This is a genomic window from Natronorubrum texcoconense (assembly GCF_900100335.1).
In the GTDB taxonomy this organism is placed as follows: Archaea; Halobacteriota; Halobacteria; order Halobacteriales; family Natrialbaceae; genus Natronorubrum; species Natronorubrum texcoconense.
This window is the reverse complement of record NZ_FNFE01000004.1, coordinates 329,519-349,452: the sequence shown is the minus strand read 5'-3', so window position 1 is coordinate 349,452 and position 19,934 is coordinate 329,519. Positions and strand designations below refer to the sequence as shown.

At 66.8% G+C, this 19,934-nt stretch carries 23 protein-coding genes and 1 other RNA gene; 9 read left to right on the top strand and 15 right to left on the bottom strand.

Annotation, left to right across the window (positions count from 1 at the left end; translation table 11 throughout):
* Positions 1-189: 189 nt before the first annotated feature.
* Both BLT08_RS14440 and BLT08_RS14435 read left to right on the top strand, forming a co-directional pair.
* Positions 190-495, top strand: a complete 306-nt coding sequence (locus tag BLT08_RS14440; protein ID WP_090308830.1) for a DUF7344 domain-containing protein — start codon at positions 190-192, stop codon at positions 493-495.
* A 183-nt stretch (positions 496-678) separates the two neighbouring features.
* The gene (locus BLT08_RS14435) at positions 679-1,602 is read left to right on the top strand and encodes an esterase/lipase family protein (RefSeq protein ID WP_090308826.1); all 924 of its coding nucleotides are present in this window, start codon (positions 679-681) and stop codon (positions 1,600-1,602) included.
* A gap of 80 nt (positions 1,603-1,682) precedes the next feature.
* Here the strand turns inward: BLT08_RS14435 and rnpB are convergent.
* Positions 1,683-2,164, bottom strand: an RNA gene (gene rnpB, locus BLT08_RS14430) — RNase P RNA component.
* Between the two features lie 106 nt (positions 2,165-2,270).
* Between rnpB and BLT08_RS14425 the strand changes: the two genes are divergently transcribed.
* The gene (locus BLT08_RS14425) at positions 2,271-2,873 is read left to right on the top strand and encodes a TIGR00296 family protein (RefSeq protein WP_090309176.1); all 603 of its coding nucleotides are present in this window, start codon (positions 2,271-2,273) and stop codon (positions 2,871-2,873) included.
* Between the two features lie 77 nt (positions 2,874-2,950).
* On the opposite strand, the gene BLT08_RS14420 is transcribed toward BLT08_RS14425, so the two are convergent.
* The 4 genes from BLT08_RS14420 to BLT08_RS14405 form a co-directional block, all read right to left on the bottom strand.
* The gene (locus BLT08_RS14420; RefSeq protein ID WP_090308821.1) at positions 2,951-3,661 is read right to left on the bottom strand and encodes a sensor domain-containing protein; all 711 of its coding nucleotides are present in this window, start codon (positions 3,659-3,661) and stop codon (positions 2,951-2,953) included.
* Positions 3,662-3,792: 131 nt separating this feature from the next.
* On the bottom strand, positions 3,793-4,062 hold the full coding sequence (locus BLT08_RS14415; protein ID WP_090308817.1) for a DUF7521 family protein: 270 nt from the start codon (positions 4,060-4,062) through the stop codon (positions 3,793-3,795).
* Between the two features lie 2 nt (positions 4,063-4,064).
* Positions 4,065-4,502, bottom strand: a complete 438-nt coding sequence (locus BLT08_RS14410) for a DUF7521 family protein (protein ID WP_090308813.1) — start codon at positions 4,500-4,502, stop codon at positions 4,065-4,067.
* The gene (locus BLT08_RS14405) at positions 4,499-4,855 is read right to left on the bottom strand and encodes an ArsR family transcriptional regulator (protein WP_090308809.1); all 357 of its coding nucleotides are present in this window, start codon (positions 4,853-4,855) and stop codon (positions 4,499-4,501) included. Before BLT08_RS14405 ends, BLT08_RS14410 begins: the two co-directional genes overlap by 4 nt.
* A 291-nt stretch (positions 4,856-5,146) precedes the next feature.
* Here BLT08_RS14405 and BLT08_RS14400 point away from each other — a divergent pair, with 291 nt between their 5' ends.
* From BLT08_RS14400 to BLT08_RS14390, 3 genes are all read left to right on the top strand, one after another.
* Positions 5,147-5,929, top strand: a complete 783-nt coding sequence (locus BLT08_RS14400; RefSeq protein ID WP_090308805.1) for a sensor domain-containing protein — start codon at positions 5,147-5,149, stop codon at positions 5,927-5,929.
* A 247-nt stretch (positions 5,930-6,176) separates the two neighbouring features.
* Complete coding sequence (locus BLT08_RS14395; protein WP_175529326.1) at positions 6,177-7,220, top strand: ABC transporter ATP-binding protein; 1,044 nt, start codon at positions 6,177-6,179, stop codon at positions 7,218-7,220.
* Positions 7,217-8,116 carry an ABC transporter permease gene (locus BLT08_RS14390; RefSeq protein WP_090308798.1) on the top strand — a complete coding sequence of 300 codons (900 nt, stop codon included), beginning with the start codon at positions 7,217-7,219 and terminating at the stop codon, positions 8,114-8,116. The genes BLT08_RS14395 and BLT08_RS14390 overlap by 4 nt, the downstream gene beginning before the upstream one ends.
* A gap of 41 nt (positions 8,117-8,157) precedes the next feature.
* Here BLT08_RS14390 and BLT08_RS14385 read toward each other — a convergent pair whose 3' ends face one another.
* The 5 genes from BLT08_RS14385 to BLT08_RS14365 all read right to left on the bottom strand — a co-directional run bounded on the left by BLT08_RS14385 (position 8,158) and on the right by BLT08_RS14365 (position 13,865).
* A complete protein-coding gene (locus BLT08_RS14385; RefSeq protein ID WP_090308793.1) occupies positions 8,158-8,406 on the bottom strand; it encodes a hypothetical protein in 249 nt (82 codons plus the stop codon).
* Between the two features lie 25 nt (positions 8,407-8,431).
* Positions 8,432-9,592: a nicotinate phosphoribosyltransferase gene (locus BLT08_RS14380; protein WP_090308790.1), complete on the bottom strand. Its 1,161-nt coding sequence runs from the start codon at positions 9,590-9,592 to the stop codon at positions 8,432-8,434.
* Between the two features lie 105 nt (positions 9,593-9,697).
* Entirely contained in the window at positions 9,698-10,624 is a 927-nt protein-coding gene (locus BLT08_RS14375; protein ID WP_090308786.1) for a DMT family transporter, read from the bottom strand.
* Positions 10,625-10,717: 93 nt separating this feature from the next.
* Positions 10,718-12,151: an Hvo_1808 family surface protein gene (locus BLT08_RS14370; RefSeq protein ID WP_090308781.1), complete on the bottom strand. Its 1,434-nt coding sequence runs from the start codon at positions 12,149-12,151 to the stop codon at positions 10,718-10,720.
* Between the two features lie 79 nt (positions 12,152-12,230).
* Positions 12,231-13,865 (bottom strand): Hvo_1808 family surface protein, encoded by a 1,635-nt coding sequence (locus BLT08_RS14365; RefSeq protein WP_090308778.1) that lies wholly within the window; start codon positions 13,863-13,865, stop codon positions 12,231-12,233.
* A 161-nt stretch (positions 13,866-14,026) separates the two neighbouring features.
* Here BLT08_RS14365 and BLT08_RS14360 point away from each other — a divergent pair, with 161 nt between their 5' ends.
* From BLT08_RS14360 to BLT08_RS23075, 3 genes are all read left to right on the top strand, one after another.
* Positions 14,027-14,605, top strand: a complete 579-nt coding sequence (locus tag BLT08_RS14360; protein ID WP_090308773.1) for a cysteine hydrolase family protein — start codon at positions 14,027-14,029, stop codon at positions 14,603-14,605.
* Between the two features lie 180 nt (positions 14,606-14,785).
* Positions 14,786-14,947: a hypothetical protein gene (locus BLT08_RS23080; protein ID WP_175529325.1), complete on the top strand. Its 162-nt coding sequence runs from the start codon at positions 14,786-14,788 to the stop codon at positions 14,945-14,947.
* Between the two features lie 75 nt (positions 14,948-15,022).
* Positions 15,023-15,181 carry a hypothetical protein gene (locus BLT08_RS23075; protein WP_175529324.1) on the top strand — a complete coding sequence of 53 codons (159 nt, stop codon included), beginning with the start codon at positions 15,023-15,025 and terminating at the stop codon, positions 15,179-15,181.
* On the opposite strand, the gene BLT08_RS14355 is transcribed toward BLT08_RS23075, so the two are convergent.
* The 5 genes from BLT08_RS14355 to BLT08_RS14335 are packed head-to-tail and all read right to left on the bottom strand — an operon-like array spanning position 15,178 to position 19,933.
* Positions 15,178-15,756, bottom strand: coding sequence for a nitrous oxide reductase accessory protein NosL (locus BLT08_RS14355; RefSeq protein WP_090308770.1), 579 nt, complete (start codon positions 15,754-15,756; stop codon positions 15,178-15,180). The genes BLT08_RS23075 and BLT08_RS14355 overlap by 4 nt on opposite strands.
* A complete protein-coding gene (locus BLT08_RS14350) occupies positions 15,753-16,709 on the bottom strand; it encodes an ABC transporter permease (RefSeq protein WP_090308767.1) in 957 nt (318 codons plus the stop codon). The genes BLT08_RS14355 and BLT08_RS14350 overlap by 4 nt, the downstream gene beginning before the upstream one ends.
* Positions 16,706-17,665 (bottom strand): ABC transporter ATP-binding protein, encoded by a 960-nt coding sequence (locus tag BLT08_RS14345; protein WP_090308763.1) that lies wholly within the window; start codon positions 17,663-17,665, stop codon positions 16,706-16,708. The genes BLT08_RS14350 and BLT08_RS14345 overlap by 4 nt, the downstream gene beginning before the upstream one ends.
* Entirely contained in the window at positions 17,646-19,046 is a 1,401-nt protein-coding gene (gene nosD, locus BLT08_RS14340) for a nitrous oxide reductase family maturation protein NosD (RefSeq protein WP_090308758.1), read from the bottom strand. Before nosD ends, BLT08_RS14345 begins: the two co-directional genes overlap by 20 nt.
* Positions 19,043-19,933, bottom strand: a complete 891-nt coding sequence (locus tag BLT08_RS14335) for a hypothetical protein (protein ID WP_090308754.1) — start codon at positions 19,931-19,933, stop codon at positions 19,043-19,045. Before BLT08_RS14335 ends, nosD begins: the two co-directional genes overlap by 4 nt.
* Between the last annotated feature and the right edge of the window lies 1 nt (position 19,934).

Sequence of the window (19,934 nt, the reverse complement as noted above, 5' to 3'; positions counted from 1 at the left end):
GAGGAAACTCCAATGGAACAGCTCGGTCGAACCGCCGTTTTCGAGCAGTAACGACGCCGTCGCTGACGACGGTCGCGAAGCGATCGTAAACAGGTCGTAATACCCGAATATGAGAGAGAATGCATCCCGTGTCTTCCGGCTTCGCACCTCACAGCACAGTTATACCTTTCCGGAAGGAAAAAGCCTATAATGCTTGATCTGACCTTTCAGATCTTATCGAACAAACAACGACGTCAGTTACTCACGAAATTATTGGAATCTCGCAACGATACTGGCGTTTGCGTTCCCGAAGAGGTCGTCGATGAGGATCAGCAGTTAGAGGAAGCCACTCTCGAACTCCGGCACCGCCATCTTCCGCTCCTGGAAGAAGCTCAATTTGTCGAGTGGAATTCGAGCAGACACACGGTCGAGCGCGGGGCGAAATTCGGCGAAATTCGTCCGCTACTCCGACTGCTGACCACCAACCCCCACAATCTCCCCGGAGAGTGGACGTAACTGATCGCAACTGAAAAAACGACGGTCTACAGAGCGTGTATCCCAGTTGAGTGCTCGAGAACAGCGAACTGACGTCGTGTCACGAGCGTCTATCACGACCGTGACCGACCGGAACATGCCGGCCGGGATGGTACCCGTATCCACCACTGAGACGCAGCCAACCAGCAGTGCACGGTGGGACACATGAGCGACAATCACGCGAACACGACGGGCGAATCGCACGAAACCGACGGCGAATCGCACGAAACCGACGGCGAATCGGCGACCGTCAGCCGACGACGAATCCTCCAGACGACGGCGGCCACGACAGTCGGTGGGGTCGGTCTCGCCGGCTCCTCAGGGTCGGCCGCCGCGAGCGGCTTCTCGGGCTGTGAGGAGTGGCTAGACGCACCCGCGGAGTACCCGGAGATCGACCTCACCAGTTCCAATCCGTCGGCGGCGAACTTCGACGCCCTCGAGGACGAGTCCGAACTCGTCGTCTCCGTCCACGGCTGGCTCGGCCTCGAGACCAGCACGGACCAGGCCTACACGTTCGAACAGGCACTCGAGGAGTCCGGCTACGATGCGCCGGTCGTCGCGGCCTCGTGGGAGGCCGACACCCGAAACTACTGGCGCGCCGAGAGCAGGACCGAGACGGCCGGCCAGCGACTCGCGTCGTGGCTCGCGTCCGATCGGGCAAATCTCGAGGAGCGGACGGTCAGGCTGATCGGCCACTCGCTCGGCGGACGGCTCTGTCTCGAGACGCTCACGGCGCTCGACGGCGAGGCGACGGTCGACACCGTCGCGCTGGTCGGCACCGCCGCGGACGACGATTCGGTCTGTACGGACGGCGAGTACGCCTACGGCATCGAAACCAGTTCCGAGGCAGTCTACAATTACCACTCGGAGAACGACGACAGCGTCTGTTACGGCTACGATCTCCAGTCGCTCTCGAGCGGCCTCGGCTGCGGCGGGGCAGACTGCGACGGCGGCTGGGTCACCGACGACAGCGGCTCCGTGCCGGACAACTACACCGACGTGGACGTCACCGACGAGGTCGACGACCACTGCGACTACACGAAGCCCGAGGTGGGCTGCGTGCCACAGATCGTCGCCGGGTTCGAGTGATATCGACTGAGAAGGCGTGCGAAAAGAACGATGACGCGAAAAACCGATCTCCGGAGCGTCGTCACTCGAGTACGAAAACTGGGTGAGAGGAGTAAGCCCCCTTCTGTTCGTCCCGGCATTCGGCTGAGCGTCCGCGCCGTCCGCGGCGAGGCCGCGGGGCGTTCGGGCTACCACGGCACGGACTTGCACCGGTGAGGGTTCGCCGTTCCATCGCTCCTCGGCCGTCTCCATGCGGTCGATCGTGACTCGCGGTTCTCGCGCCGAAGGCGCTCCGAACCGCGCACACGATCCGCGGATTCGAACCACGGGGTATCAACCGCAATCCTCTGCGGGTTAGCTCCCCTTCCTCTCGGTCGGGTTCGCGCGCATCATCGGTCGGGCCGAGACGTGTCGTTTCTGTTCCAGAGCCAGCGGTCTCCCGCTCCGGACTTGCGCCCGGTCACCTGCCCGAACAGGTGGGGGGACTTTCCTCGCGAGCGTTGGGCAACTCGAAGAGTTGGCCAACGTCAGATAGCAGTCCCGTCTCCGGGACAGCTACCGCGGCAGCCAGGCTCTCTCTCCCAGTTATCGTACGGCCGGCGGCCGAATAAGTCCCCCGGTCGACGCGACGGCTCACCGTTCGATTCGAATGGAAGCGTTTTAGGAGAACAATTCCCATGTATATCTGTATGTCCCAGCGACAGGGCGTCAACCTCTCCTACGAAGACGGTGCACGCGCGGTTGAACTCGCGCGCGAGTCCGTCGAATCTTTCGTACAACACGGGCAACGAGAACAACCGGGCAGCATGCGCGAGGCCTTCTACGAACGAACCGGCGCGTTCGTTCGCCTCGAGTCCACCCGCGGCCGGGGTAGCCTGCGTGGCTGCGCTGGCGGCTATCGCTCGGGCGAGCAACTCGGCCACGTCATCGTCGACGCGGCGATCGAAGCCGCGAGCGAGGATTCCTGTGGCTCCGAAGTAACCCCCTCAGAGCTTCCGAATCTCACTGTCTCGGTCTGTGCCGTCCGAAACGTCGTCCTGACCGACGATCCGCTGGCCGACCTCGAGTTGGGAACCCACGGCGTCGCCATCGACGGCGGTGGCGAGAGCGGCTGGCTCTATCCGACAGTCCCCGTCGAGAACCGGTGGAGCGCCGAGGAGTACCTCGATCGAACCAGCCGAAAGGCGGGGCTGGCACCGAAGGCCTGGCAGGACGACGACGTCATCGTCACGCTGTTCGAAGGGCAGGTTTTCCGCGAGCGCGACGCCGACGGCAGCATCGAAGAACTCTAATCGACGACGCGACGAGGCGTGCTGGTCGACTCGCCGACGCTGGCGAGGACCGCTGCAGCGTGCCGTCCCGTTCTACACTACTCCTGATACCGCGTTGATTTCGACGGATCGACCTCGAGCAACGCGGCCGACAGTCGACCGCCAGCGATCGCCAGTCCGTTCCAGAGGTGCATGGCGAGGAAGCCGCCGAGAACGCCTGCCGTGGAGACGACGAGCGCCGCCGGGAGCGTCTCGACGTCGTACGCGCCGACGGTGTACGTGATCGTCGGGTCCGCGTACACCAGCGGTGCGGCGAGCGCGGCCAGCACGAGAGAGGCAGCAGTAACGAACACGGTGAACGCGAGGATGCCGTAGGCGAACTTGGCGACCACTAACACCAGGCTGGTCCAGGTCGTCGGCGCGGCCACCAGCGCCGCGAGGGCGTCGAGAACGCCGTCCTCTGCCCGCGAGAGGCTTCGCGGGTTCTCGGCGCGCAGCGATTCGGGCAGCGGCGCGTCGACGCCGACCAGGTGGCTCGTCAGTCGCGCGTCGAGCGCCGCGAGCACCGTCGTTCCGATTAGCGTCAGGACGAGCAGCGGGAACCCGACGAGCGTCACGAGCAGGCCGAACCCAAGCGAGAGTCCGACGGTGACGGCGGTGAAGTAGATGATTCCGAGGGGGAACGCGATCAGCAGATAACAGAGGTTCAGGTAGGTCCGCGCGCGAAACGGGACCCCGAAGAACCAGCGCAGCGGTCGGTCGTCCGGTCCGTCAGTGCTGTCTCGAGCGGTCAGTGTTGCGTAGGTCATTGGCCTCGTTCGAGGCGACGGGCCGGCGAACCCTATAACGAGAGAGCGAGCTGGCGGATCGCCAACTCTGCACAACGGTTATATACCGGCGCGAATCGCGCCTCCCGTCACCGACCGTCGACCGCCTTCGGTCACCGATCGAACGTCCGGTAGATCGCGAGCAGTCCCGCGGTGTGAAAGAGCGTGATCGCGAGGAGACTCTGGGCGTCGGTGAGCCCGAGGACGGGGTCGAAGAGGTAGAGGATCAGGTACGGAATCACGGCGATACAGACGATCCCGACCGCGAGCGCGCGCATCGTCTGACTGTCGTTTCGCCGGTAGCCGCGGTAGGCGAGGTGGGCGACGAACAGCCCCACGACTGCGGTGAGGGCGGACGCGAGTGCGGTGATTGATTCGAGCATTGTCAGGTGGTGTAGACGACGTAGAGGATGACCAGCAGGCCACACAGCTCGGAGAGCGTCGTGAGCAGCAACTGGGCCGCGAGCGGGACGGCCTCGAGGTTCCCCGCGAGCAGTCGGACGAACATCGGGGCCGGCGCGAGCAGGAACATCCCGACGGCGAGCAGCAGGATCGGACGCGCCCGCGTCCGTCGGTAGCCCTCGACGAACCGGTAGGTGACGAGGACGGCGAGGACGGTCGCCACGAAGAACGTCACGACAGCGGCGAGTACGACGGGCGTCGAGCCGCCCTCGACGTCGACCTGCAGCGGCAGCGAGACGAGCATCGACGGCTCGAGTGGCCCAATCCACGTCGCCACCCCGGAGCCGATCGAATTGTCGACCGTCGCGACTCGGCGCGCCGCCTCGAGCCCGCTCGTCGGTGTGTTGATCGGTCCACTCATCCGGAGAACTCCTCGTAGAGCCGCGTGAACGTATCCGCAGCGTCTTCCTCGCGGTAGTCGACCGTCACGTCGAAGCCGTCGTCGGTCACGTCGATCGCGACGTGCTCGAGGCGGGCGACGTAGACCTTGTAGTGGTGGCCGTTCGGGTCGAGTCGTTGCTGGTCGGCCAAGAGCTCACGCTCCTGGAGGCGGTCGATACGACGATAGACGGTCGAGGGATCAGCGTCGCAGGCGTCGCTCAGCGCCTCGACGGACTGTGCGTCGCGGTAGGTCTCGAGGATGATCGTCCGCGCGTACTCGTCTTCGAGCAGGGCGAGTAGCTCCTCGGTGTCGGCGTCGACGACGGCCGTCATCGGTGGTCCCTCCCTCGAGCGTCGACGAGGTCACCCGAGTCCGAACGGCGTTCGAGTCGCACGGTCGTCGCGACGGAGCCGCAAGTCCTGCCGGTAGCGGACTGCGGGCCGTCGACGGACTCCGGTTGCCGGGCCGACACGTCCCTCCTGACTCCCGCTCGAAAGGCAATAATCGTTCGGATCTACGGGACGTTTGCGACGGCGTTCGCACAGACGGCGGTCACAGCACGTCACGCCCAGGTTCGAGGCCCCCGGCAAGATTTATGTTAACTGGCCGACGAGAGTTCGGACGTGAGTCTTCGAGCGGGATCCATCCGCATCGACGGCGTCGGGCGGACGATGCGGGCCGCAGCACTCAGTCCGTTCCGGCCGCAGACCTATCTGAATCTCTGCTACCTGCTGCTCGCGTTTCCGCTCGGCATCATCTACTTCGTCTTTCTGGTGACCGGCTTCTCGCTCGGGTTCGGGCTGCTGATTATCGCGGTCGGCGTGCCGATCTTGCTCCTCGTGCTCGCCGCGAGCCACGTCTTCGCGGCATTCGAGCGCGCGACGACCCGACATCTGTTGTCGATCAACATCGATTCGCCCGGCTACCCGTTTCTCGACGGCGAGGACGGGATCGACGGCGTTCGATTGCTCGTCTTCGGTCTCGAGACGTACGCGGCGATCTGTTACCTCTTTCTCAAGTTCGTCGTCGGCATCGTCTCGTTCGTCCTGCTGACGACGATGCTCACCACGTCGATTGCCCTGCTCCTGACGCCGCTGTACTACGACCAGCCGAACGTGCAGGTGGGGCTCGTCAACGGGGGCGACCCGATCCATCTCACGCCGTCGCTGGAACTCCCGTGGAACGAACTGCTCGTCGGGGTCGAGTTCGCCGTCACGATCGCCGAGTGGGAGGCGACGACGCTCCCCGAGGCGCTGGCGGTTTCGGTCGTCGGAGTCGTCGTCTTGGTCGCCTCGCTCGCGCTGTTGAACGCGTTCGCGTGGCTCAACGGGCAGGTCAGCCGACTGTTTCTGGGAACGGCCGGACGGGACGCACTCGAGTCCGTGCGCGAACGGACTGCCGACTAACCCGCCGGGTGCACAACTCGTATATAACTGTTTGCCACGACTGCCGGCCCGACAACTGTGAATCCGCTTATAGGATGCTCCCGGTCGACGGTCAGCACGCAATGGGAGACACGCAGACCGATACCGGCTCCGGAACCGGACCGATCGACGCAGCGGTCCCGTATCGAAACGAGCAGTACCGGCGATCCGAGCGCAGCGTAGCCGACGGCCGGAATCGCCGCAGACAGCCGGCGAGGGAGGTGTGACGATGGCCGCGATCGAAACGACCGGGCTGACGAAACGCTACGGCGAGGAGACGGCCCTCGAGGCCCTCGAGTTGACCGTCGAGGCGGGCGAGGTCTTCGGCTTCCTCGGGCCAAACGGCGCGGGGAAGACGACGACGATCGATCTCCTGCTGGACTTCATCCGGCCCACCGAGGGGACGGCGACGGTGCTCGGCTACGACACCCACGAAGAAACCGACGCGGTTCGCGACCGCGTCGGCATCCTCCCCGACGGCTTCGACCTCTGGGAGCGCTCCTCGGGCACCCGACACCTCGAGTTCGCCCTCGACTCCAAGGGCGGGACCGAATCCCCAGACGCCCTGCTCGAGCGCGTCGGACTGGACCTCGCCGACGCCGAGCGGCCGGTCGGCGACTACTCGAAGGGGATGAAACAGCGACTCGCGATGGCGATGGCCCTCGTCGGCGACCCCGAACTCCTCGTACTGGACGAGCCCTCGAGCGGCCTCGATCCCCACGGCATCCGGACCTTTCAGGAGATCATCCGCGAGGAGGCCGCGGACGGAACGACCGTCTTCTTCTCGAGTCACATCCTCGGACAGGTCGCGGCGGTCTGCGACCGCGTCGGCATCCTCGACGGCGGCGAACTCGTCACCGTCGACACCATCGCCGGACTGCGCGAGCGCTCGGGCGTGGGCTCGAGTCTCGTCGTCGACGTGGCGGGGGAGCCGTCGGTCGACCACACCGAACTCGTCGATATCGACGGCGTCAGCGAGGTGACGGCCGAAAAGAACGGTCGGCTCCGAGTCACGTACGCCGATCCGGCCGCGAAGGCGCACGCGATCCACCGACTCGTCGAGTCCGGCACGCCGATCGTCGACTTCGACATCGAAGAGGCGACGCTCGAGGACCTCTTCTCGGCGTTCACCGGCGTTGAAGCGGAGTCGGTCCGGGAGGAGAAAGCAGTTGACGACTCGACGGTCCCGCAGCGAACGGCTGCCGACGGCGGCCTGGCCGGCGAGTCCGCCAGTGCAGGCTCCGTCAGTGTCGACGAGGAGGTGGGTCGATGAGCACCGCGCTGCTGGCCCGAAAGGACTTCGAGGACGCGATCCGCTCGCGGATGATCTGGGCCGTGATGGGCGTCTTCGTCTTCCTGATGGGGATCATCGCGGTCGGCGCGGCGACCGACAACCTCTCCGATACCGAACCGACGGAGGTTATCGGCGTCGTCGCCAACATCGGCGGACTCCTCCTCATCCCGATTCTGGCCCTGCTCGTCGGCTACATGGCCGTCGTCGGCGAGCGACAGTCGGGCAGCCTGCGGGTGCTGTTCGGCCTCTCACACAGCCGCTGGGACGTGTTCGCCGGCAAACTCCTGAGCCGGCTGGCCGTCATCGCCGTCGCGTCGATCGTGGCCTGTCTCGTCGCCATCGTGATCGCGCTCGCGCTGTTCGACGACGTTCCCCTCCAAACGTTCCTCGGGTTCTCGGCACTGACGATTCTCCTCGGGATGGCCTTTACCGCCATCGCGGTCGGCGTCTCGGCGATGGCGTCATCGAGAATGCAGGCGATGGGCGGCGCGATCGGAAGCTACGTGGTCTTCACGCTCGTCTGGCATCCGGCCGTGACGGCCGTCCACTACCTCGTCGAGGGCGAACTGCCCGGACTCGAGGCCCCCGAGTGGTACTTCTTCCTCCTGCAGCTAAACCCGCTCGAGGCCTACCGCGCGGTCTCGAGCGAACTCGCCGACCAGTTCATCTGGCCGATGCTCGGCTGGCAGACCATGATCGAGGACGTTCCGGAGGAGACGATGGAGAATCCGAATGCGCTCCTGGTCTCGAACCGCGTGAGCGGCGATCTGCCGTTCTACCTCAGCGACTGGTTCGCCGCCGTCGTCCTGCTGTGTTGGATCGTGATCCCGCTCGCGATCGGCTACTGGCGGTTCGAGCGGGCGGATCTGAACTGAACGATGCCCGCCATCCAGCCGGCGCTGCGACCGGGAGTCGGTCACTCCCGCTCGTGGAGTTTCGACTCGAGCAACTGGTCGAGGGCGGCGAAGACGGCGTCGACGACGAGCCAACAGACGACGATATTGCCGAGTGCGAAGAGACCGATCCGAAACAGGCCGAGCGGACCCGAGATCATCATGGCAGACCAGTTGACGACGACTGCGAAGACCGCGATACCGACCAGTTTGAGCGTCAACAGGTTCACGATCGCGTCGCGGGACGGCGCCGCGTCGGTTGCAGACTCCATACCGCGTCTGCCGACGGCAGAGAGTTCAATCCGTTGATTCGTCGAACCCGACTCGCTCCGCGTCGGCCAGACACCGCTCGCTCGCGTCGTCGAGGTCGAACTCGCGGACGATCTCGCCGTCGCGAACGAGCGGCTCGAGCAGGGCCTCGCCGTCTTCGGGACCCTCCCGATCGGCGAGCGCGACGTGGTGGCCCCCCGCTGCCGTCCGGTACACCTCCTTGACGCCCGAGAGCTTGCCCCGCTTGGAGACCGACTCGCCCTCGAGGGAGACGATATCGAGGCTGAAGTCGACCGAGTCGGCGCCCGTGATGTGACTGCCGACGCCGAAGCCGTCCGCAATATCTCGAAGCTCGCGGATCGACTGGGGGGTGAGCCCGCCGCTACAGAAGATGTCGACGTCCTCGTGGCCGCGCGCGTCGAGTTCCCAGCGGATCTCGCGGACGATGTGTCGGAAGTCGCCGCGTCTCGAGCCCGTCGTATCGAGGCGAACGCCCTCGAGGCGGTCGCCCAACGTCTCGGCGGCCAACAGGCTCTCGCTCTTCTCGTCCCAGAAGGTGTCGGTCAGCGCGATCCGCGGGACGTCCTCGCCGACGGCCTCGTCGAACGCCGTCCACGCCTCGGCCTGGTTGCCCTCGCCGAAACAGAACATGAGCGCGTGGGGCATCGTCCCGCCGGCTTCCCGACCCAGAATATCGCCCGCGGCGACGTGCGAGAAGCCGTCGAGTCCGGCGAGCAACGCGGCGCGTTCAACCGTCGCCGCGATCGAGGGATGGACGTGGCGCGCGCCGAACGAGAGGACGGTCGAATCCGGGGCCGCCCGCCGAACCTCGAGTGCGCCAGTCGCGAACCCGCTGGGCTGGGACAGAAAGCCGAGTAGGGAGGTCTCGAGTTCGGCGAACTCGAGGTACGGCCCTTCGATTCGCATTACGGGACCGCCGTCGAACAGTTGGCCGTCGGGCAGCGCGTCGATATCCACGTCGCGGCCCGCAAAGAGCGTCGCAACGTCTTCGACGCCGGTGAACACCTCGAAATCGCCGGTCGGGAACTGATCGGCCGTCACCTCGGCGACGACGTGTGGGTTCTTCCCCGCGTGCTCGAGAGTGTCCCGGGTGCGCTCGAAGTAGGCGTCGGTGGCCCGGCCCTCGAGAATCGCCTCCGCTGGGACGGTTCCGAACGGGTTTGTCATACCGACGACTTTCCGGGGCGGACAAAAAAGCTACTTGTCTGCGGTCGGAGCCGCGAGCGCGTCCGGTTTGGCCCCGTCACGTGCGGTTCTGGGCTCCGGTGGACGTTACTCGGCCGTCGATCCGGTTTTCAGCGCCGACAGCTCGCGCGCGATAAACCGCCGCTTCGTGAGGACGAATCCGACGGCGATGAGGAGGAACCCGAAGACCGTCGAGGGGTAGATCGCTTCGCCGAGGTAGAGCCAGCCGACGACCGCGGCGATGGCCGGTGCGACGTACGAAACCATATTGAGTTCGACCGGACCGAGCGTTTCGAGCAGGGTGAAGTACAGGAAGAAGCCGAGCACGCTCGAGACGATCACCAGAAACGCCAGCGAGCCGATCGCTTGCGGGTTCGTCCAGGCGCCGACGTCGATCGGTTCGCCCATCGAGGCGCTCACCGCGTGCATGAGCATCGCCCCGCCGAGCATCGCCCACGCCTGCATCGTGAGCGTGGGAAGCGACGACTCGATTCGGCGCGAGAGGACGCTTCCGAGCGCCATCGCCGAAGCGGCACAGAAGATAAGGCCCGTCGCGACCACGTCCGACGACAGCAGATTCCCCGGATCGGGACGTGCGATGACGACCACGCCGGCCACACCGCAGAGAAGGGCGACGACGCCGATCGGGGTCAGCGAGTACTCGGGAACGAACACCCGCGAGAGGCCGGCCGAGAGAATCGGCGTGAGGCTCACGATGATCGCGGCCGTCGCGGCCGTCGTGTACTGCTGGCCGGCGAAGAGAAACGCGTGGTACGCGGCGATGAGAAACACCGCGCCGACGGCGACCTCGGTCCACTCGGTTCGTCCGCAAGGACGCCAGACGTCCGCCGTGACATAGACGTACGCGAGGAGGAGTATCGCGGCGAGATCGTACCGAAACGCGGCGAAGAGCACCGGCGGAAAGTGTAACAGCCCGGCGCTGATCGCCACGAACGTCGTTCCCCAGATGAGACAGAGGGTGAGAAACAGGCCGCCGTTCCGGTATCGGTTCACGAACCGGGTGTTATCGGCACCCCCGCTTGAATACACCGAACTCCGCGTTCCTCGAGAGCCCACCGCTCCGCGTCGACCGGTCCCACGGTTGCGTTACGGTCGCGCAGCGACGATCGGCCCCGAGACACTCGTCGCCGGCGCTGACGCCGTGACCGGGCGCTCGAGCGTCGTCGACGCCGCCCCCGATCCGTGAATCGCCTCGATCTCGTCGACCGTCGGCGCGCCGACGATTTCGACGCGGTCCCCGTCGACGGTCACGCGGTAGGCGCCGGCGAACGCCTCGTCGTCGTCGATTCGGTAGACGTCGTCCGCGCGTTCGACCGCCGTCGCCCCGCGGTTCTCGAGGAGCGTTCGGTAGGCGTCGGCGAACTCGTCGGCGTCGTCCTCGCTCTCCCAGGCGAGAGACCAGACGTGGCCGGTTCGGTCCTCGTCGTCCGCGTCGTGGTAGACCTGCATGGTGTCGCCGGTCCAGCCGTCGGTCGCCGGGGAGGAGTAGTTGTACGGCGAGAGGTCGGTCGCCCCGTCGGTGAGCCACCGGTCGACGACGTCGTTAGTCCAGAGGGCGGCGAACAACGTCGCCTCGCCCACCGTCTCCGTGCGGGGCTCGCTCCCGCGGGTGAACGGCTCCCAGTCGTCGCTCGAGCGGTCCGGCACTTCGACGTCGACCGGTCGATCGTCCGGGTAGCGCTCGGGGTGGATCAGCTGGCTCGTGCTCACCGGTCGATCGTCGTAGGCGTCGTCGACGGCCGACCAGCCGCCCCGATCACGGAGGTGGTCGACGAACGGCGGCCCCTCCGAGTACGGCGCGTAGATCGAGAGGAAGAGCCCGGCGTTGAACGGGGTCTCGCCGAGATTGGTGGCCGGCGGCCGCTCGTGGTCGGCGAGACACTGCCACTCCTCGCCGCAGCGCTGGTCGTACAGATGCGGGATGTACTCCGCTTCACCCTCGGTGAGCCCGATCTCGGCTCGCTGTTCGTCGATCGTCTGGCCGCTCCGGTCGAGCCCGAACTGTTGGTCCTGCAGCGCGTGGACCAGTTCGTGGACCAACGTGTTACGATTGATCCGAATCTCGTCGGTGTCGTCCGTGATGATGACGATTCGATCGTTCGTGTAGTAGCCCTGGACGGCCCCGCCGTAGAGGGTGTTCATCGCCTGACTGACGTCCGTCTCGCCGTCGACGATGAACGCGCCGCGCCAGACCTCGTTGACGAACGGCGACGCCGATCCGGGGGCGCCGCGCTGGCTTCGATACTCGTCTCTGGAGATCACCTCGAGCCTGACGTCGTGTTCGAACTGCAGCCCGCGAACGACCTCGATCCGGGCCATCGATCGGTACTTGACGGCCTCGAGTTGGTCCTCGGTGAGCGCGTCGTGGTCGTCGAACTCGAAGGCGTCGTCGTGGGCGTAGCCACCGACGTATCCGAGCTCTCGGTCAGTGTCGAACCGGTCCGGGGAGTCGGGAAGGGCACAGCCCGAGAGCACGAGAAGGGAGACGACCGCGAGGAGTCCGAGGTGGCCCCGTTGCATCGACCCCTTCTTTCGACGGCGAGGTCATAGGTTCATCGCTCGCCGCGACTCGAACGCATCCGCCGACTACCCACGGCGCTCAGTTCCGGAGCCGAGCCGCGAGCACGGCGACCGCGACGGCGATCACCGCACCGGGGGCGGCGAATCCGGGAATGGAGTCGTCGGACGCCGCCCCGTCATCCTCGTCCGCCGTCTCGTTCAGCTCACTCGGTTCGCCGGATTCGGCGTCGTCCGTGTCTCCGTTATCCGCGTCGTCAGTGTCCGCGGTGACGCCCGCCGCGACGGCGTCCAGGTCGTCGACCGACGGCGCGCGAACGATCGTCACCGTCTCGCCGTCCGTCTGAACGGCGTACGCGCCGGGATACGCATCATCGATCTCGTAGAGAGCCTCGCCGTCGACGGATTCGGCACCGTTGAGCTCGAGCAACTCGCCGTAGCCGTCGGCGAACTGCTCGGCGTCCTCGCTCGAGGCCCACTCGGTCTGCCAGACGAAGCCGGTCTCCTCGGTCGCAGGCGTTCCGTTCGCCGCCGCGGCCGAATCGACGTAGGTAACGAGTTGGTCGCCCGCCCAGCCGTCCGTGTACGGCTGATCGTAGTCGATGCGGAAATCGGGGGTGAGGAACGCGTCGTCTTCGATCACCGACGGCTGGGTTGGATCGAGCGCGTTCCCGCCGAACATCGCGACCATTCCCGCTTCGCCCACCGTCTCGGTCGCGACCTCGCCGTCGACCTCGAACGGTTCCCAGGCCTCGTCGGACTCGTCTTCGATGCTGACGTCGGCCAGTTCACGCTCTTCGTCGGGGTGGATCACCTCGGCGGAATGCTGTGGCGGGTCGTCGTAGGCCGCGTCGACTGCCGACCAGCCGTCGTCGGCCTCGAGCAGGAAGTCGACGTATGCCGGCCCCTCGTCGTAGGGATGGATGAGCATCGAGTAGATACCCCAGTTGACGTCGCTCGGTTGGGACGGCTGGACCTCAGTCTCCGGGAGGCAGTCCCACTCGACCCCGCAGTTGCGGTCGTACTCCGTCTCCACCGTCACGGCGTCGCCCTCGATCAAGCCGTTCTTCGCGTTATCCTGATCGATGGTCTCGCGGTCGTACCCCGAGAGATCGAAGTGCTGGTCCTGCAGCGCGTGGAGCAGTTCGTGACCGAGGATCACCTCGTCGACCTCGGGCGACTCCGGACTATCCGAAACGAGGACGACCTCGTTGGCACCTGGGTCGTAGTAGCCGCCGACGCTATCGCCGTACATGCTCTCGAGTTCGGCCTCCGCGTCGGTCTCGCTGTCGACCATGAACAGCGCCTCGTAGGTGACGTTCTGTTGGACCCGTTCGTCCGCGGAGAGTTCGACGAACAGTTCGTCGTGGTCCTCCTGGAACTCCTCGCGGGAGATGACGTCGACCGGAACCTCGTCCTCGAACGTCAGTCCGCGGATCTCCTCGACGCGCGCCATCGACCGGTAGATCACCGACTCGAGTTCGTCCTCGTCTTCGATGGCGGCGTCGTCACGGTCGTCGACGGCCAGTTCGTCGTCGTGCCAGTAGCCCTCGACGTAGCCGACGGTGTCTTCGGTGGCGGGGTCGTCGGGCCGGTCGGCGGAGTCGCCCGCGGGCAGCAGCGGGACTGCACCGCTGGCCGCGACGAACAGCAGTGCGAGCATCGACACCGCGACCAGCGCGGCGAGGAATCGCGTTCGCGTCAGTGTGGCCGTCATTTGGAAGCGTTGACAGGCAGTAGGGAAAGGAGTGTAAAAAGGTCGCTGGTTGGTGCTGTACTCCGCTGCTCTCGCTCGCCCCCGTCTGCGAGATAGCGTCCCCGACGACGGCCGTCCCGTCACGAACGTTTTTAGCGGCGAGTTCGTACGATACGCTAACTATGCACCTCGAGCCAGCCGACACCGCGGTCGTGGTCGTGGACATGCAAAACGGCTTCTGTCACCCCGACGGCTCGCTGTACGCGCCGGGCAGCGAGACGGTCGTCGAGCCCGTCGCCGACCTCGTCGAGCGGGCCGCCGGGGCCGACGCCGCGGTGGTCTACACGCGAGACGTCCACCCGCCCGAACAGTTCGACGACGCCCACTACTACGACGAGTTCGAGCAGTGGGGCGAACACGTCCTCGAGGGGTCGTGGGAGGCCGAAATCGTCGACGAACTCCCCGTCGAGGAGGCGGATCACGTCGTCGAGAAACACACCTACGACGCCTTCTACAACACCGAACTCGAGGGCTGGCTGAACGCCCGCGGCATCGACGATCTCGTCATCTGTGGCACCCTCGCGAACGTCTGCGTGCTTCACACCGGCGGCAGCGCCGGGCTGCGGGACTTTCGGCCGCTCATGGTCGAAGACTGCATCGGTGCGATCGAGGACGATCACAAGGAGTACGCCGTCGACCACGCCGACTGGCTGTTCGGCGAGGTGGTCGACAGCGACGGCCTCGAGTTCGGTGCCGAGTGAGTGGCGAGGACGGGTGAGCGGACGAGACGCGACTGCGCTCCGGCCACCGGTCGTCGATCGCCGATCGAGCCGAAGTGAGAGCGTTTTCTACCCCCCGTCCCAAGAGCGTGGTATGAGACGCTCTCGGCGACCTCGAGACGGGGTGCTCGAACGCCTCGCTGACGACGCGGGTGAGACCGCATGAACGAGCGACGAATGCGGACGATGTACGTCGTCGGGATCGCGCTGAACGCGGTCGCGCTGATCTACGCGGCGATGGACGGCTCGCCGCTGTTCGCGGTCACGTTCGGCATCGTCATGATCTACCTCGGCGTGCGATATTGGATGGTCTCGAACACGTAACTGACCGCGACCGCCTAAGAAGCGTGTCGCAGTTCAGGTGCAACAGTATCGACGGCGAGACTGTACGGAAAGTCGATGCTCGAGTCGGTCCCTCCACTCGTCGAAACGGTGATCTACGGCTACTTCCTCCTCGTCGCGGCGATCGGCTGTTACCTCCACGGACGCTTCTGGGTCAGTGCTCGGTGCCGGAATAGCGACGAGTTAGCCGATGAAGCGCCCGGTCTCGAGAGCTAGGTCCGCCCCGCTACGTCTCCCCATTCGAGCACCTCACCGCCGTACTCCTCGGCGAACGCGTCGGCCTCTTCTCGATCCGAAAACGGCAAGAAATCCTCGCCCATCGCCCCGTGAACCTCGCTGTCGGCGACGTAGTGGAGTTCCGTCGCGTCCGCGAAGTCCTCGGCGGCCGCGTGCGTCGAGATGTGCAGTCGTTCGTCGCCCTCGAGGAGGTCGTACGCGACGCTCGAGTAGTCCGTAACGAACGCGGCCCGTTTCTCCCAGCCTCGAGCCTCGCGTTCCGCGTGGAAGACGAGGAGTTCGGCGACGCTGTCGAACCGCGCCGGGCCGTCTCGATCCTCGGGTTCGCCGTCGGCGTAGAACACCTGCCCGGCGGGGCCGAAGTGATCCGCGATCGCCATCCCGCAGACGTCGCACTCCTGGCCCTCGGTGAGGTCGACGGGCTCGGCGGCCTCGTCGTCCGGCCCGCCGGCACCGAGACAGCCCGCGAGTGCGGCGGTCGCCAGGCTGCCGGCTCCGAGGAGGACCCGCCGCCGAGTCGGCAGCGGTTCCGCTCTCGAGGTCGCGGCCGTCATAGCCGTCGCCTCCTGACGGCTACGGCTGCGAGCGCGATCGGCGCGGCGATCCAGACGACCAGCGCGGCGACCAGCACGCCCGTCGACAGCCCCGCCTCGGCGAGCACGGCGGCGAATCCGGCGTCGCCGCCGGCGCCGAGTGCGCCGAGGACGAGTGCTCGAAAGACGCCCGTCGGATTGGAGAGGACCATGGCCGAGATAGCCGCGTCGGGCAGCCGAAACGCCGCGACTACGCCCAGCGCGAGCAGGTCGTGTACGAGCACGAACCAGGCCCACGCGAGCAGCGCGAAGCCGAGTGCGTGAGTCTTCTCCCGCGCCAACGTCGACAGCAGGACGCCGAGCGCGAGGAAGGCGAGCCCGAGGCCGACCGCACCGAGCAGGAAGCCGACGTAAGCATCGAAGCCGTCGAACCCGTACTCGAGTAAGAGCAGGCCGCCGGCGAGTCCGAAGCCGACGACCGTCGCGCTCGCGAGGACGGCCGCGCGACCGAGGGCGGCCCCGAGGACGATCCACGACCGCGAGACCGGGAGAGCGAACAGGGCGTGGAGCCAGCCGCTCTCCTCGCGGCCGACGATCACGTCGTAGCTGAACGCGAGCGCGACCAGCGGAACGAGATAGACGGCGAGCACGGCGAGGCTCGCCACGACGCGTTCGAAGCCGGCGGGGCTGACCGCCGAGCCGCTGAACGTCGTCAGCCCGAGAGCGAACGCCGCGAAGATCGCCGCGATCGCGATCGCCCAGCGGCTCCGCACCGCCAGCCGGTACTCGGTCGTCGCGACGACGAGCACCTGTTGAAGCGAGGTGCCGGACTCTGGCGCGTGGCCGACGCTCGAGGCAGAACCCGTCTCGTAGCCCGCGCTCGAAGCGGGATCCGTCTCGTAGCCGTCGTCGGGTTCCAGCTCTCGATCCGACGGTGCGGATCGGCGGTCGTCTCGTCGGTGATCGTGGCTCATGATGGGATCTCCTCGGTGGTGGCGGTCTCCGCGGGTTCGTCGCCGTCCTCGTTTTCGAGCGCCTCGTGGAACGCGGCCTCGAGTCCGGGCTCTCGAACTTCGAATCGGTCGACGAGCTTTCGATGGGACTCCCCGAGCGCGGCGACGAGGTCGAACGCCGTCTCGCGGTCGCAGGCGACCTCGAGCGCGTCTCCGGTGTCGGTAACGTCGCCGTAGCGTCGAACGACCGTCAGCAGCGCGGGGCGATCGCCCTCGCTCGCGGGGCGGACGGTGACGGTCACGCGACCGTCGTTCGATCGCAGGTCGTCGACGGCTCCCGCGGCGCGGAGTGTTCCGTCCTGCAGGACGACGACTTCGTCACAGAGGCGTTCGACCTCGCTCAGCACGTGCGAGGAGAGGACGACCGTGGCGTCGGTTTCGCGATCGATTCGTTCGATGATTCGGTGGAACGCGGCGACGCCGCGGGGGTCGAGACCGGCCGTCGGCTCGTCGAGGACGAGCACCGGCGGCTCCGCGAGCAGCGTGGCCGCGAGCCCGAGTCGACGTCCCATCCCGTTCGAGTAGCCCTCCACGGCGCGGTCGGCCGCGTCCGTCAGGCCGACGATCTCGAGGCAGTCCTCGATGCGCGCGTGTCGGTCCTCGAGCCCGCGGATGCGGGCGTGGATCGAGAGGACCTCGCGTCCGGTCAGCGCCGCCGGGAAACCCGTGTGTTCGGGCAGGAACCCGACGCGCTCGCGGACGCGGTGGCCCGCCCGCTCGACGTCGAGTCCGCCGACCTCGATCGTGCCGCCGTCGGGTCGGTCGTGGCCGACGAGCAGTTCGAACAGCGTCGTCTTTCCCGCGCCGTTCGTCCCGAGGACGCCGAACGTCGACCCCGAGGGTACCTCGAAGGAGGGACCGTCGAGGGCGACGACGTCGCCGTATCGCTTGTGTACGTCAGTGATCGTGAGTTGCATAGTAGTCCCTCCAGTCGTCGTGGGGCGGTTCCGCGAGCGGTCGGTGGTCGACGACGCCGCCGGTCTCGAGGACCGGGAACGAGCTCTCGGCGAGCCGGACCGCGTCGAACGCCGGGCTGTCGGCGAAGACCGCCGCCTGCGGTTGTTCGTGGACGATTCGTTCGACCGCGCCGGCGGGCTGGTGGCGGATCTCGCTGGAGCCGTCGCCGTCCAGATCGACGACGCTGGCGTCCGACCAGTAGTTGCCCCGGTCGGACTCGTTCCAGGCGACCTGCACGTTCTCGGAGGCGTACGCCTGCAGGTCGTTGTCGACGAAGCTGTTTCCGGCGACCAGTTCGCCGCTCGTCCCCGCCGTGACGGAGATGCCGAGGTCGTTCCCCAGCACGAGGTTGTCCGTGAGTTCGTTGTTCTGGGCGTTGTAGACGTAGAACCCGTTGCCGTTGCCGACGACATCGTTCCCCCGGATCTCGCTCCTGTCGATGTCCTTGACCAGGATCCCGTGGGCGCTCGAGCCGCGGTTGTTTATCGCCGCGTTGTCGACGATCTCGAGCCCCGCCGAGACCATCAGCGCGAAGCCGACGTCGTTGTCGAAGGCGACGTTGCCCTCGAGCCGGTTGTCGTCCGAGTACATGTAGTGGACGCCGTAGCGGACGTTCCACAGGACGTTGTCCTCGGTGACGACGTTCTCGGCCCACTGGTAGAAGATCCCGTCGCGGGTCTCCGTGATCGCGTTGTTCCGCAGGACGGCGTCGTCGGCCTCCCAGAGGTGGATGCCGTTGCCCCGATCGGTGCGCGGGGTGACGTCCGCGTGGCCGGCGATCACGGAGTCCTCGACGGTGACTCCGGTAGCCCCGTCGATCCAGACGCCGTGGGAGACGTCGGTGATTCGGACGTCCGAGACGGTCGCGCCCGCCGCCGTTTCGGCGACGCGAACGCCGGCGTGCTCGCCGCTCCGGTCCAGACCGGAGTCGCGGATCCAGAGCCCGTCGACGGTGACGTTTTCCGCGCCGATCTCGAGGACCGTCCCCTCGCCGCCGCCGTCGAGCAGCGCGGCGTCGGGATCGGTCGCCTCGAGCGTCAGCTTGGGTGTCTCGACGACGACGCGCTCGTCGAACCGCCCCTCGAGGACGATCGTGTCACCGGAGTCGGCAGCGTCGACGGCGTTCTGGAGCGAATCGAACGCCTCGCCGTCGATCGTCGCGACGCCCGGCTCGCCGGGTTCTTCGACGCCGTGAGGATCCGGCACGTCGGGCGTGACGGCGACGGCGTCCGACGCCGACCCGGTGTCGGCGCTCGCGGCGAACCCCGCTCCGGCGAGCGAGGCGATCAACATCGCCGCTGCGAGCGCAGCGAACCAGCCCTCTGTTAGCTGTGGACTCATGATCGGTGTCCCTCGGTTTCGGGTCGGTCGTTTTCGGTTCTCGAGATCGGCGGTCGATCGGCCGTCTCGGATCGAGTCCGCTCGCTGTCGGCCGTCTCGGATCGGGTCGGCTCGGCCGCAGTCGGACGGTCGATTTCCCGTTCCTCGCCGCCGTTGCTGTCCCGCTGTGCGCCGTCGTCCCCGCCGCGTCGACGGCGGAGATACTCTCGAGCCCGTTCGCCGCTCGAGCGGACCAGCGCGGGCGCGTCACGGACGGTCGCGTCCGTGTCCCGCAGGAGGTAGGCGACGGCGAGCAGGGCGACGGCCGTCAGCGTCAGGTAGCCGCCGGAGCCGAGCCACGCGTAGCCGCTGATATTGGCGATCTCGTAGGGTCCGATTACCGGCGGCGTGAAGCCCTCGACACCCCGAAGCGGGGCGTTCGGGTCGAGCGCGTGACCGGCCTGGTGCAGTCGGTACTGGACGACGGCGAGCGTCCCCGCGAAGAGGACGATCGTCGCCATCAGGTGGTAACGCAGCCGGCGGGCGAGCGCCTCCGCGGTCGGAGCCAGCGCGACGAACACGCTCCCGATGGCCGCGAGGACGAACGGAAGCGGGCCGAACGACCACTCCGGAACCGCGATCGCGTTCTCGTGGACTTCGTAGTTCGGCTCGAGGTAGACCGGGTCGGGGAAGTAGAACCCGACGTAGTGGTTGAGGAGCTGTACCTCCGCGTACTCCCCGCCGAGTCGCGGGTAGGCGTAGAGTTCGACGGGCAGCGCTCGGCCGGCGTACTGCGGCGCGGTGAGCGTGATCCGCCACATCGGGAACGCGATGGCGATCAGCAACAGCCCGGCCGCTACCACGGGGAGGAGCCGCCGCAGTTCGACCGCGCGTCGAAGCCGGGCCATC